A 12,758-nucleotide genomic window follows, 5' to 3' on the forward strand; every position below is an offset into this window, starting at 1 on the left:
CCAAGGCCGCCAAAGAGGCTGCGGCACAAGCCAAGTCAACTGTCACCTCGGCCGCCAACCCGGTGTCCGGTCCAGCGCTGGTCCCGATGAGCGAGAGTCCGTCGTCCAAGCTGCCGCTGGCCGCTGCGGTTACCGTCGGTCTTTTGGCGGTGCTCTTGGTGTTGCTCAGCCGCCGTCATTCCGACGAGGACTGATCCGGGCTTGACCCTGACGCGACGTCAGGGTCGATAGTGGCCTCATGCACGGGAATTCAGAGGCGAGATCCGTCGGTGCGGTCGCCGCGCTGACGGGGGTCTCGGTGCGCACGCTGCATCACTACGACCACATCGGTCTGGTGGTGCCCGGCGTGCGTACCGCGGCCGGTTACCGCGGCTACACCGATGCCGACATCGAGCGGCTGCACCTGGTCCTGGTGTACCGCTCGGTCGGCCTGGCTCTGGACGAGATCCGGTCCCTGATCGACGACGATTCCGACGTGCTCGCCCACCTGCGACGTCAGCACAGCCTGTTGTGCGATCAGGCCGAGCAGCTGCAGCAGACCATCAAGGCAGTGGAGGAATTGATGAGCGCCCACAACCGGGGAATCCAGCTGACCGCCGAGGAGCAGGCGGAGATCTTCGGCAGTGCCGTGTACGACGAGCACGCCGACGAGGTCCGCGAGCGCTGGGGCGACACCGACGAATGGCGGCAGTCACAGGAGCGCGCGGCCAAGCTCACCAAAGGGGACTGGCTCGAGATCAAGGCCGAGGGCGACGCGCTGTTGGCTGATCTGGCTGCCGCCAAACGGGGCGGGGTCAGCCCGGGTTCAGCTGCGGCCGGCCAGCTGGCGGCCCGCCATCGGGCCGGTATCGAGCGGTTCTACGGCTGCAGCGACGACATGCACGTCTGCTTGGCAGAGATGTATCTGGCGGATGAGCGGTTCACCCGCTACTACGACGACGTCGAACCGGGCCTGGCCCAGTTCGTGCACGACATCATCGTGCAAAGCGTCGCCGGCTAGCCGGCTGCGATAATCGCTGGGTGAGTATCGAACCGCGCGCCACCGCTGATCTGGTCGACGAGATCTACCCCGACGTCCGTAGCTGCGATCTGCAGTTGCAGAACTACGGCGGCAAGACGATGTTCGCCGGGCCGATCACCACGGTGCGCTGCTTTCAGGACAACGCACTGCTCAAGTCGATCCTGTCCACCCCGGGCAACGGCGGGGTGCTGGTGGTCGACGGCGGTGGGTCGCTGCACACCGCGCTGGTTGGCGACATCATCGCCGGGCTGGCCGCCGACAACGGCTGGTCTGGCGTGGTCGTCAACGGACCGGTGCGGGACGCCGCGGCGCTGCGCACCATCGACGTCGGGATCAAGGCGCTGGGCACCAACCCGCGCAAGGGCACCAAGACCGGCGAGGGCGAACGTGACGTGCCCGTGGAGTTCGGCGGCGTGACCTTCGTCCCGGGCGAGATCGCCTACTGCGACGAGGACGGCATCGTGGTGGTGGCTCGGTAACACCGGACGAAAAAAGCCCCCCACGTTGACGTGGGGGGCTTTTTCACACTTTTGCCAGTTAAACCGTCACTGCGGCACGGTGTTTGGTGAACATCAGCGACTCTTCGTCAACCTTGCCGTAGCGGATGGTCCGCATGTCGAAGAAGTAGTTCTGCTTGAGCTTCCACGGCGCTTCCGAACCCGACTTGGGCAGGGTGTCCATGGCCCGCCGGAAGTAGCCTGGGGTGAAGTCCATGAACGGCAGCTCGTCGACACTGCCACCGGGGTGCTGCGGCTCGACCCGGTCGAAACCGTTCGCGTCCATGTAATTCAGCACGCGGCAGATGAACTCGGACACCAGGTCGGCCTTCAGCGTCCACGATGCGTTGGTGTACCCGAAGGTGATCGCCATGTTCGGCACGCCCGAAAGCATCAGGCCCTTGTAGGTCATGGACTCGGTCAGGTCGATCGGCTCGCCGTTGCGGTGGGCGACTGCACCACCGAACAACTGCATGTTCAGACCCGTTGCGGTGACGATGATGTCGGCCTGCAATTCCTCACCGGAGGCCAACTTGATCCCGGTTTCGGTGAAGGTCTCGATGGTGTCGGTGACGACGCCGGCCTTGCCCGAGCGGATGGCCTTGAACAGATCCCCGTTGGGGGCCAGGCAGACTCGCTCGTCCCACGGGGCGTAGCGCGGGCTGAAGTGCTTGTCGTAGTCGAAGTCCTGGGGCAGGCGGCGGGTCCCCATCTTGCGCAAGAACTGCTTGAAGATCGACGGGAAGCGGCGTGCGACCTGGTACTGGCCGGTGCTGTAACCGATCTGCTTCCACCGGTTCGCGAAATGCGCGAGGTTCTTCGGCAGGTATTTGTTGGTCTTCACCGCGAACGGATCGACCAGTGGCAGGGATCCGACGTAGGTGGGTGAACGCTGCAGCATCGTGACGTGCCCGACGCCGCCGTCGACCAGCGACGGGATGAGCGTGATGGCGGTGGCACCGGAGCCGATCACGACGACGTTCTTGCCCGTGTAGTCCAGGTTCTCGGGCCAGTGCTGCGGGTGGATGATCTGGCCCTTGAAGTTCTCGGCCCCTGGGAACTCGGGCGAGTAGCCCTCGTCGTAGTTGTAGTAGCCGCTGCACACCGACAGGAACGAAGCGGTGATCTGCTTGGCTTCGCCGTTGTGCTCGACGTCGACGGTCCAGCGGTTGTCAGCGTCCGACCAGTCCACCGAGAGCACGCGGTGACCGGTGCGGATGTGGTTGCGGATGCCGTTCTCGTCGGCGGCCTCGTTGATGTAGTTCCAGATCGACTCGCCATCGGCGATCGACTTGGCCGACTCCCACGGCTTGAACCGGAATCCGAGGGTGAACATGTCGGAGTCGGAGCGGATGCCCGGGTATTTGAACAGGTCCCAGGTGCCGCCGATGTTCTCCCGGCGCTCGAGGATCACGTAGCTCTTGGTCGGGCAACGGTCCTGCAGGTGCCAGGCCGTGCTGATGCCGGAAATGCCGGCACCGACGATCACAACATCGAAATGTTCGGTCATGGGACCGACGGTATCAACAGGGTGTTGAGTCGGTCAACGGTGTGTTGAGAAACTCAACGCGATGTTAGGCTGCTTCACTGTGACCAGCTCCAGCACGACGCGCGCCCCGCGCGGCCGCCGTGCCGCCCGCCCTTCGGGCGACGACCGCGAAGCGGCGATCCTCGCGACGGCCAGGCAGCTGCTCGAGACCAAGAAATTCGCCGACATATCGGTGGATGACCTGGCCAAAGGCGCCGGGATCTCCCGGCCGACGTTCTACTTCTACTTCCCGTCGAAGGAAGCGGTTGTGCTGTCGTTGCTCGATCCGCTGATCAAGCGCGCGGACACCGGTTTCGACAGCGCACTGGAGGCCATGCCCGCGGATCCCAAGCGGGCGATCCGCCGCGGCATCGAGATCTTCTTCAGCTCGTTCGGGTCGGATCCGGCCACGGCACGCGCCGGCACCGAGGCACTCAACAGCAGCCCGGAGTTCCGCACGCTCTGGTCCGGGCTGATGCAGAAATGGATCGCCCTGACCGCCGCGCTGATCACCGCCGAGCGCCAACGCGGCGCCGCCCCGGAGACCATCCCCGCCATGGACCTCGCAACCTCGCTCAACCTGATGAACGAGCGGACCATGATGGCGGCCCTGAGCGCCGAACAACCCGCGGTCGCCTTCGACAACGTGGTCGATACCCTCGCCCACATCTGGATGACCAGCATCTACGGCGAGGCCCGCTGACCCGTCCGCCATCTATGCGAACATATGTTCGTGTCGGGCACACCAACCGCAGCTCCGCAGGCGGCCATCCTGCACGCTGATCTCGACTCGTTCTACGCATCGGTCGAGCAGCGTGACGATCCGGCGCTGCGCGGCCGCCCGGTGATCGTCGGCGGCGGTGTGGTGCTGGCGGCCAGTTACGAGGCCAAGGCATTCGGGGTACGCACGGCGATGAGCGGTGGCCAGGCGCGTGCGCTGTGCCCGCGGGCGGTGGTGGTGCCGCCGCGCATGTCGGCCTATTCGGAAGCCAGCCGGCACGTGTTCGAGGTCTTCCACGACACCACGCCGGTGGTCGAGCCGCTGTCGGTGGACGAGGCGTTTCTCGATGTGTCGGGTTTGGGCCGGGTGTCCGGCACCCCGGTAGAGATCGCCCGCCGCCTGCGCGAGCAGGTCAGCGAGCAGGTGGGCCTGCCCATCACCGTCGGCATCGCACGCACGAAGTTCCTGGCCAAGGTGGCCAGCCAGGTGGCCAAACCGGACGGCCTGCTGCTGGTCCCGCCCGACCGCGAGTTGGCGTTCCTGCATCCGTTGCCGGTGCGCCGGTTGTGGGGTGTCGGCGCCAAGACCGCCGAGAAGCTGCACGTCCACGGCATCGAGACAGTCGCTGATGTGGCCGAGTTGTCCGAGTCGGCGTTGGGCACCATGGTCGGCGGCGCGATGGCGCGGCAGCTGTATGCGTTGTCGCGCAACATCGATCGACGCCGGGTGACGACAGGTGTGCGCCGCAGTTCGGTCGGTGCCCAACGCGCACTCGGGCGGCGCGGCAACACGATGTCGGCCGCGGAGGTGGACGTTGTTGTGGTCAACCTCGTCGACCGCATCACCCGCCGCATGCGGGGTGCCGGACGCACCGGTCGCACCGTCGTATTACGTTTGCGCTTCGACGATTTCGGCCGGGCGACGCGGTCGCACACCCTGCCCCGGGCCACCGCCTCGACCGAGGCGGTCCTGGCCGCCGCCCGTGCCTTGGTGACGGCCGCCGCGCCGGTGATCGCCGAGCGCGGGCTGACCCTGATCGGGTTCGCGGTGTCCAACATCGATCACGAAGGCAGTCAGCAGCTGGAGTTGCCGTTCGACTCGCAGCCTGATCCGGTGGCGATCGACGGCGCCATCGACGAGGTGCGTCAGCGGTTCGGCAACGCGATGTTGACCCGCGGGGTGCTGGTCGGGCGCGATCCCGGCCTGGAGATGCCGACGCTGCCCTACTGACGGGCTACCGCTAGAACAGTTGCGCGGCAATGAATCCCGCGAGCAGTACGGCAAACCCGCCGATCTCGCCGACGATGAGCGCGACCATCCCGGCATGCAGGCCGGCGCTGGGCCGCTCGAACTGGTTGGTGGTGTCCCGCCTGGCGCCGTGCTCGATGTAGCTGATGATGGCGACGACGAAGAACAGTACGAGCACCATCGCCGCGGTGAGGTTCACCCAGGTGGGCCAGGCACTGAGTTCGACGAACACCGCGACCAGCAGCGTGGCGAAGGAATACAGCAGGGCGGCCCGGTGGGCGATGTCGACGTACGGGTGGGCCAGGTGGTTCTCACTGGTGGCCATCTGCCGGTATTTCCACACTCCGAGCACCAGTGCCAGCAGGAAGATCAGCCCGGCGGCCAGCAGGGTGATGACGGTGTCGATACCGAGTTCGGCGTGCATCGCGTGAGCTTAGACCCGAGGCTGCTCGCCCAGCATGATCCGTTCACTTCGGGAGCGTGAACCTCAGCCGGCGGTCCACGCGAGCAGCTGCTCGGCCGGCCAGGTGTTGACGATGCGCTCGATCGGCACCTCGGCGTCCAGGGCCCGCTGGGCTCCGTAGCCGAGGAACTCGAGCTGGCCGGGAGCATGGGAATCGGTGTCGACGGTGAAAAGACAACCGATCTCCAATGCCAGGTTCAGCAGCCGGGTCGGTGGGTCGCGCCGCTCGGGCCGCGAGTTGATCTCGACGGCGGTGCCGTGGTCGAGGCAGGCCGTGAACACCTTCCCGGCGTCGAACTTGGACTCGGGCCGCACTCCGCGTCCACCGGTGACCAGGCGTCCGGTGCAGTGCCCGAGAACATCGGTGTGCGGGTTCGACACCGCTTTGACCATGCGCCGGGTCATGGCCGCCGAGTCCATGGCGAGTTTGGAGTGGACGCTGGCAACCACCACGTCGAGGCGTTCCAGCAGTTCGGGCTCCTGGTCCAGCGACCCGTCTTCGAGGATGTCGACCTCGATCCCGGTGAGGATGCGCATCGGCGCCACGAGTTCGCGGAGCCCCTCGATGACGTCGAGCTGGTCGCGCAACCGTTCCGGTGACAGCCCGTTGGCCACCCGCAGGCGCGGTGAGTGGTCGGTCAGCGCACAGTACTCATGGCCGAGGTCGCGCGCGGCCAGCATCATCTCCTCGATCGGGGCGGATCCGTCGGACCAGTTCGAGTGCACATGCAGGTCGCCCCGGAGCGCGGCGCGCACCGCGCCACCCCCGAAGTCCTCAGCCGCCGAACGTAATTCGACGAGGGTGTCGGGCTCACGGCCGGCCCAGGCCTGGGTGATCACCTTCGCGGTCTTGGGCCCCACCCCCGGCAACGACTGCCAGCTGTTCGACGCACCCAGGCGCTCGCGCTGGGCATCGCTCAGGGCTTCGACGACGTCGGCGGCGTTGCGATAGGCCATCACCCGTCGCGGGTCTTCGCGCGCGCGGTCCTTGTAGTACGCGATCTGGCGCAGTGCGGTCACCGGATCCATCGGCGCTGCTCAGCAGTCCCCTGGGCGCGCCGCGCAGTGCGGCGTGGTGCCCGGGAACCGGTATCGATGGCTCGCCACCCAGCGGTAGGCCGCATTCTGCACCTGACGCACACCGGGAATGCGGTACAGCCCCAACGGAATCCGGCTGCCCATCCCGGCCGCGAGCGCCGCGTTGATCGCTTCGGCGCCGCGGTACACGTCCCCCGAGGAGTCCCGCCACCACGCAGCTTCGAGCATCTCATCGTTCGAGACGCCGAGGAGCTCCGGCGTGCCGGGCCGCTGGAACGGCTCGATGTGCAGCTCTCCGGTGCGTTGTCGCCGCATCAAGGAATTCGCGCTACGGGTGCACATGCCGCAGTTGCCGTCGAAGTACAGGACACCGCTCATACCTTCAGTGTGCCCAGCATTTGCGATGCCGTACAGTGGATTGCGAAATCGCTCAATCCATCAATTCGTCAGGCAGTACTTTGATCAGAACCGCGGCCGGCACATTCCGACGGCTGCTGCCCCATCGCGACGACTACACCGAATTTCCACACTCATGGCGCCGCGACGTCCTCGCAGGTGTGACCGTCGGGGTGGTGGCATTGCCGTTGGCGTTGGCATTCGGGATCAGTTCAGGCGTGGGAGCTGCCGCAGGGCTGGTCACGGCAGTGGTGGCCGGCCTGGTCGCGGCAGTGTTCGGCGGTTCTCATGTGCAGGTGTCCGGCCCGACGGGGGCGATGGCGGTGGTCCTGGCGCCGATCGTCGCGCAGCACGGGCTCGGCAGCATCGCATTGGTGACCGTTGCGGCAGGCCTGCTGGTACTGGCCGCCGGGGCAACCGGTCTCGGCCGGGCCGTGACATTCATTCCGTGGCCGGTGATCGAGGGGTTCACCCTGGGCATCGCGGCGATCATCTTCCTGCAGCAGGTTCCCGCCGCCTTCGCCCAGCAGGCCCCGGCCGGTGAGCGCACACTGCCCGCCGCGATCACGGCAATCGTCCAGGCCGATTGGACCGCCGCGGCGAAAACCCTTGGGGTGGTTGCTGTCGTCGCGCTCCTCATGGTCGCCCTGCCCCGACTGCACCGGTCCATCCCGGAATCGCTGACGGCGGTGATCGTGGTTACCGTCTTGGTTTCCGCGCTCCACGTTCCGGTCGCCGCGATCGGCGAGCTGCCGTCACACCTGCCTACCCCGGTGCTGCCGCACGCCGACCTCGGCGCCTTGCGCACTCTGCTGGGTGCCGCGCTGGCCATCGCCGCGCTCGCGGCCATCGAATCGCTGCTGTCGGCGCGGGTCGCCGCGACCATGTCGCCGACCGGACCGTACGACCCTGATCGTGAGCTGGTGGGGCAGGGTCTGGCCTCTGTCGCCTCCGGAGTTTTCGGCGGTATGCCCGCCACCGGCGCGATCGCCCGCACCGCCGTCAACGTCCGGTCCGGCGCCCGGACGCGGGTGGCGGCGATCGTGCACTCGCTCGTCCTGCTGGGCGTGGTGTATCTGGCCACCGGTCCGGTGTCCACCATTCCGCTCGCTGCGCTGGCCGGCGTGCTGATGGTGACGTCGTTCCGGATGATCTCGGCGGCCACGATCCGGAAGATCCTGCGCTCCACCCGATCCGATGCGTTGACCTTTGCGCTGACCGCCGCGGTCACCGTGTGCTTCGACCTGATCGAGGCCGTCGAGATCGGCGTCGTCGCCGCCGCGTTCTTCGCATTGCGTTCCGTAGCACGGCGCAGCAGCGTCGTTCGTGAAGAGCTCCCGGGTCCATCGCATCCCGGGGATGATCAGATCGCGCTGCTGCGCCTCGATGGTGCGATGTTCTTCGGTGCAGCCGAACGCATTTCGAGTGCGATCACGGACGCCGAGCACCCGCAGACTTCCGTCGTCATCATCCGGATGTCGCAACTCGGGATGCTCGACGCCACCGGCGCACACACGCTCGCGGAGATCGCCACCGAACTGGAGTCACGGGGTATCACGGTGATCATCAAGGGCGTACGCCCGGAGCACTCGGCGTTGCTCGCCAACGTCGGCGTCTTCGACTCACTCAGGCACGAGAACCATCTGCTCGATTCGCTCGACGATGCGATCGGCCACGCGCGACTGCATGTCGCGCGCGGCCCGCATTGACCTGCTCCGTCAGCGTCAGCCGCCGATGCGGATGAGCTTCTTGTTCACGAACTCGTCCATGCCGTACCTGCCGAGCTCGCGTCCGAAACCGGACCGCTTGATCCCGCCGAACGGCAGTTCCGCGCTGTCAGCGCCGACGAGATTGACGAAAACCATTCCGGCGTCGATCTTGTCGGCGACCCGGGCGGCCTGGTCCGCGTCGGTGGTGAACACGTAGGACCCGAGTCCGAACGGGGTGTCGTTGGCGAGGGCAACGGCCTCGTCTTCGGAACCGACCTTGTACACGATCGCCACCGGGCCGAACAGCTCCTGGTGGTAGGCGTCGTTGTCCTCGGTCACACCCGTCAGCACGGCCGGCGGGAAGAAGGCGCCACGACGCTCGCCTGCCGCGGCGAGTGTGGCGCCCTGCTCGACAGCCTGTGACACCTGTTGCTCAAGCCGGTCGGCGGCCAGCTCCGAGGACAGCGGGGCGATTCCGTCGGCCGCGGCGAGCAGCTTCTCGGTGAACTTGGCCAGGAAGTCGTCGTAGAGGTTCTCGGTGACGATGAAGCGCTTGGCGCCGTTACAGCACTGTCCGGTGTTCTCCATGCGGGCGTCGACAGCTGCCTGCACGGTGGCGTCGAGGTCATCGGTGGACAGCAGGATGAACGGATCAGAGCCACCGAGTTCCAGTACGCACTTCTTGAGATTGCGGCCGGCGATCTCGGCGACTGCGGCACCCGCCCGTTCAGAACCTGTCAGCGACACGGCGGCCACCCGCGGGTCGGCGATGACGTCGGCAATCTGCTCGTTGGTGGCGCGAATGTCCACGTAGGCGCCCTGCGGGAAGCCGGCCTCCAGGAAGATCAGCTGCATCAGCTCGGCGGATTCGGGGCACTGCGGGGCGTGCTTGAGCAGAATCGTGTTGCCCACGATCAGGTTTGGTCCGGCGAACCGGGCCACCTGGTAGTAGGGGTAGTTCCACGGCATGATGCCGAGCAGCACCCCGACCGGGCCTCGCTTGACCACCGCGGTGCCATCACCATCGAGAAGCGAGATCGGCTCGTCGGCCAGGAACTGTTCGGCGTTGTCGGCGTAGTACTGGTAGATGGCGGCGGTGAAGTCGACCTCGCCCAGCGCCTGATCGCGCGGCTTGCCCATCTCTCGGACGATGACGTCGGCCAGCTGTTCGCGGCGCTGCTCGTACAGGGCGGCGACCTTGGTGATGAGCGCCGCCCGTTCGGCCACGGTGGTGGTGCGGGCCCAGCTCCGGCCGGCCTTGGCTGCGGCGTCGATCGCAGCCTGGACCTCGGCGTCGGTCGAGGTCGGGTAAGTGGCGACCACCTCGGCGGTCGCCGGATCGGTGACTGCGTACACGCTCATGTTCACTCCAAGACGGGTCAGATCGGGGGATTTCGTATATTTCCCTGCCCGAGACTACCGATTGCGACGCCAAAATGGCACCGAAGATACGGAATCAGCACCATGGATCCGTAGCGCGCCTGAAAAGCTCCTGGCAGTTGCGCGAGTCCAGGAATGAATGCCGGCGCGCGACTAGTTTGTGATGACGTGCGCTTCGCCTTCAAAACCTCCCCGCAGAACACGACCTGGGCCGACATGCTCGCCATCTGGAAAGCTGCCGACACGATCGACGTCTTCGAATCCGGCTGGACGTTCGACCACTTCTATCCGATCTTCTCCGACTCGTCCGGCCCCTGCCTCGAGGGCTGGACGACGCTGACTGCCCTGGCGCAGGCCACTGAGCGGTTGCGCGTCGGGGTGCTCGTCACCGGTATCCACTACCGCCATCCCGCCGTGCTGGCGAACATGGCCTCCGCACTGGACATCGTCTCCAACGGGCGCCTGGAGCTCGGCATCGGCGCCGGCTGGAACGAGGAGGAGTCCGGCGCATACGGGATCGAACTCGGTTCGATCAAGGAACGCTTCGACCGGTTCGAGGAGGCCTGCGAGGTTCTCAAGGGGCTACTGACGCAGGACACGACGACGTTCGACGGCAAGTTCTACCAACTGAAGGACGCGCGCAACGAGCCCAAGGGCCCACAGCAGCCGCATCCGCCGTTCTGCATCGGCGGCAGCGGCGAGAAGCGCACGCTGCGCATCACTGCGAAGTACGCCGATCACTGGAACTTCGTCGGCGGCCCGCCCGAGGAGTTCGCCCGCAAGCGCGATGTGCTGGCCGCGCACTGCGCCGATCTCGGCCGTGACCCCAAGGAGATCACCCTGTCGGCGCACGTGCGACTGGGTGCGGACCTCGACTACAAGAAGGTGGTCGACGAGGCTGCCGCACTCGGTGCCGAGGGCCTGGATCTGGCGATCATCTACCTGCCACCGCCCTACGACCCGGCCGTGCTGGAGCCGTTGGCCGAGGCGATCAGAGATTCCGGCCAGCTGACCCGCTGACCGATACGGCTACGCTCTCGGGTCGGCGCTAAGGCGTCGGCCCGGGGCGTGACGGATACCCGTCAAACGCCGAAGCGAAGTAGCTCATCGACCGTAGCCAGGCGTTCGTTCTTGGCCGGAAACTCACGGCTCTTCATCGGATGACGGAACAATGACCAGGCAATACGACCCATCCGTGACCGACTTATCGGACTGATGTACACGGTGATCACTCCTGCGACTTACTGGTAGCTGTACCCGTAGTTCCACGTTACCGCAGCACTCTCACCACGTCATTAGATACCTGACATCCGGCAAACAGTGTGAGCCACGCCGCACAAAAATCTGATGTTTCTGCTGAGGCTGATGGGACTGGTGTGGCTATCTCTAGGCGCGCGCCAACTCCTCATCGAGAAATTCCGGCGGGTAGTCGTCGATGTCGTCGGATGTCATGGGCATCTCGTCCGGCTCGTCGTTCTTCGGTATCGCGCTCAGACGCAACCAACTCACCGCACCGATCCCGAAACACACGAACACCAGTGGATACCAACCACTCGCGAGCTGGCCGACCCAGAACCGCCGCACATCCAGGAAGTTCCAGTACACGCCGGTGAAGTACATGGTGGTGTGATTACGGCCTGGCCGGTGCAGAGTCCACATGAACACCATCGCGAGCAGGCCCACAGCGCGGTACATCCAGCCACGAGCCCACATGCCTTGTGCCGTGCACGCTTTCGCGACGAGCCAGAAGATCGCAGGTGCGAACCACACCCAGTGCGCCGCCCAACTGAACGGCGATACCGCGCAACCGGTCAAGCCCACCAGGACCACCGCCAGCGCGCGTTCTCCTCGCCGGTACGCCCAGGTCGCCGCCGCGAGACCGGCGGCAAGCACCAAGAGGCTCAACACAATCCACAGCCACTCCGGGCGCGGGTTCGGGGCGAAGTACCGGGCGAGGAATCCGTTGATCGACTGGTTGGCCAGATGATCGATAGAGCTGATGTGCGAGGTGTCCCCGAGGTGACTCCAGAACCAGGCGCTGTCTCGCGGTAGCAGCGGCCAGGTGAGCACCACCGTGGCGACGAAAGTCAGTGCCGCCACGGCCGAAGCGCGCCACTGCCTGGTTAAGAGCAGATACGGGAGGAACACGAGCGGCGTGAGCTTGATGCCGGCGGCGATCCCCAGCCCGATCCCCCGCCACCGGGACGCGGCGGGCCGCAACAGATCCAGCATCACCAGTGCCATGAGAAGGACGTTGATCTGTCCCCACCACAAGGTGGCCTGTACCGGCTCGACATCGATGACGATCACCGCCAGCGCGGCACTCAGCACGCCCAGCCGAAGATCCGCGCGAAGACCTGCCAGGCGCAGGATGCGCCACGCGATGAGCGCCAGCAGGCAGATCGATAGCGCCAGCAGAAGGTACTTGGCGACGTCGAAACCGAGCCAGGCGAACGGCGCAAGGACGAAAGCCGCGAACGGCGGATATACGAACCAGGCCCCGCGCAGCGCCGGTTCCTCGTACAGGCTCCTGCCATCCCAGGAAGCGTGCACCGCGGCGCGATACGTATCCAGGTCGAAGTTGTTCCCGGTCAGTCCGAAGAACTGCGTCTGGAATGGAACGAGGTGATTGTGCGCCAGCAATGCCAGGACTGCCCCGATCAGTGCGATCGAGACAACACGCCGTCGCAGCACCAACTCACCCCCGGTCACTTGGGGTATCCGAGCGAGCGACACCTGGAGATCGTAATCGGCCTC

The 12,758-nt window shown here is 66.0% G+C and carries 12 protein-coding genes and 1 pseudogene; 7 read left to right on the top strand and 6 right to left on the bottom strand.

The features are described 5' to 3' along the window. The 3 genes and pseudogenes from EYZ64_RS30435 to rraA form a co-directional block, all read left to right on the top strand. Window positions 1–194 (top strand): annotated as a pseudogene (locus tag EYZ64_RS30435) (hypothetical protein); the annotation flags it as partial. A 44-nt stretch (window positions 195–238) separates the two neighbouring features. Next, complete coding sequence (locus tag EYZ64_RS30440; protein WP_135459469.1) at window positions 239–1,000, top strand: MerR family transcriptional regulator; 762 nt, start codon at window positions 239–241, stop codon at window positions 998–1,000. A 20-nt stretch (window positions 1,001–1,020) separates the two neighbouring features. Beyond that, window positions 1,021–1,500, top strand: a complete 480-nt coding sequence (gene rraA / locus EYZ64_RS30445; RefSeq protein ID WP_135459470.1) for a ribonuclease E activity regulator RraA — start codon at window positions 1,021–1,023, stop codon at window positions 1,498–1,500. Between the two features lie 58 nt (window positions 1,501–1,558). On the opposite strand, the gene EYZ64_RS30450 is transcribed toward rraA, so the two are convergent. Next, window positions 1,559–3,028 carry a flavin-containing monooxygenase gene (locus EYZ64_RS30450; RefSeq protein ID WP_135459471.1) on the bottom strand — a complete coding sequence of 490 codons (1,470 nt, stop codon included), beginning with the start codon at window positions 3,026–3,028 and terminating at the stop codon, window positions 1,559–1,561. A 61-nt stretch (window positions 3,029–3,089) separates the two neighbouring features. Here EYZ64_RS30450 and EYZ64_RS30455 point away from each other — a divergent pair, with 61 nt between their 5' ends. Then, complete coding sequence (locus tag EYZ64_RS30455; RefSeq protein ID WP_210115599.1) at window positions 3,090–3,749, top strand: TetR/AcrR family transcriptional regulator; 660 nt, start codon at window positions 3,090–3,092, stop codon at window positions 3,747–3,749. 24 nt (window positions 3,750–3,773) lie between these two features. After that, complete coding sequence (dinB, locus tag EYZ64_RS30460; RefSeq protein ID WP_135459473.1) at window positions 3,774–4,997, top strand: DNA polymerase IV; 1,224 nt, start codon at window positions 3,774–3,776, stop codon at window positions 4,995–4,997. 10 nt (window positions 4,998–5,007) lie between these two features. On the opposite strand, the gene EYZ64_RS30465 is transcribed toward dinB, so the two are convergent. The 3 genes from EYZ64_RS30465 to EYZ64_RS30475 form a co-directional block, all read right to left on the bottom strand. After that, window positions 5,008–5,439, bottom strand: coding sequence for a hypothetical protein (locus EYZ64_RS30465; protein WP_135459474.1), 432 nt, complete (start codon window positions 5,437–5,439; stop codon window positions 5,008–5,010). A gap of 63 nt (window positions 5,440–5,502) precedes the next feature. Beyond that, window positions 5,503–6,507 (bottom strand): PHP domain-containing protein, encoded by a 1,005-nt coding sequence (locus tag EYZ64_RS30470; RefSeq protein WP_135459475.1) that lies wholly within the window; start codon window positions 6,505–6,507, stop codon window positions 5,503–5,505. Between the two features lie 9 nt (window positions 6,508–6,516). Further along, entirely contained in the window at window positions 6,517–6,894 is a 378-nt protein-coding gene (locus EYZ64_RS30475) for a thiol-disulfide oxidoreductase DCC family protein (protein ID WP_135459476.1), read from the bottom strand. Between the two features lie 80 nt (window positions 6,895–6,974). Between EYZ64_RS30475 and EYZ64_RS30480 the strand changes: the two genes are divergently transcribed. Next, the gene (locus EYZ64_RS30480; protein WP_135459477.1) at window positions 6,975–8,621 is read left to right on the top strand and encodes a SulP family inorganic anion transporter; all 1,647 of its coding nucleotides are present in this window, start codon (window positions 6,975–6,977) and stop codon (window positions 8,619–8,621) included. A 15-nt stretch (window positions 8,622–8,636) separates the two neighbouring features. Here EYZ64_RS30480 and EYZ64_RS30485 read toward each other — a convergent pair whose 3' ends face one another. Beyond that, window positions 8,637–9,983: an NAD-dependent succinate-semialdehyde dehydrogenase gene (locus tag EYZ64_RS30485; RefSeq protein WP_167858037.1), complete on the bottom strand. Its 1,347-nt coding sequence runs from the start codon at window positions 9,981–9,983 to the stop codon at window positions 8,637–8,639. A gap of 186 nt (window positions 9,984–10,169) precedes the next feature. Between EYZ64_RS30485 and EYZ64_RS30490 the strand changes: the two genes are divergently transcribed. Further along, the gene (locus tag EYZ64_RS30490) at window positions 10,170–11,021 is read left to right on the top strand and encodes an LLM class F420-dependent oxidoreductase (RefSeq protein WP_135459479.1); all 852 of its coding nucleotides are present in this window, start codon (window positions 10,170–10,172) and stop codon (window positions 11,019–11,021) included. Window positions 11,022–11,387: 366 nt separating this feature from the next. On the opposite strand, the gene EYZ64_RS30500 is transcribed toward EYZ64_RS30490, so the two are convergent. Beyond that, a complete protein-coding gene (locus tag EYZ64_RS30500; protein ID WP_286175356.1) occupies window positions 11,388–12,713 on the bottom strand; it encodes a glycosyltransferase 87 family protein in 1,326 nt (441 codons plus the stop codon). Window positions 12,714–12,758 lie beyond the last annotated feature (45 nt).

Source organism: Mycobacterium sp. DL99, assembly GCF_004762045.1.
GTDB lineage: Bacteria > Actinomycetota > Actinomycetes > Mycobacteriales > Mycobacteriaceae > Mycobacterium.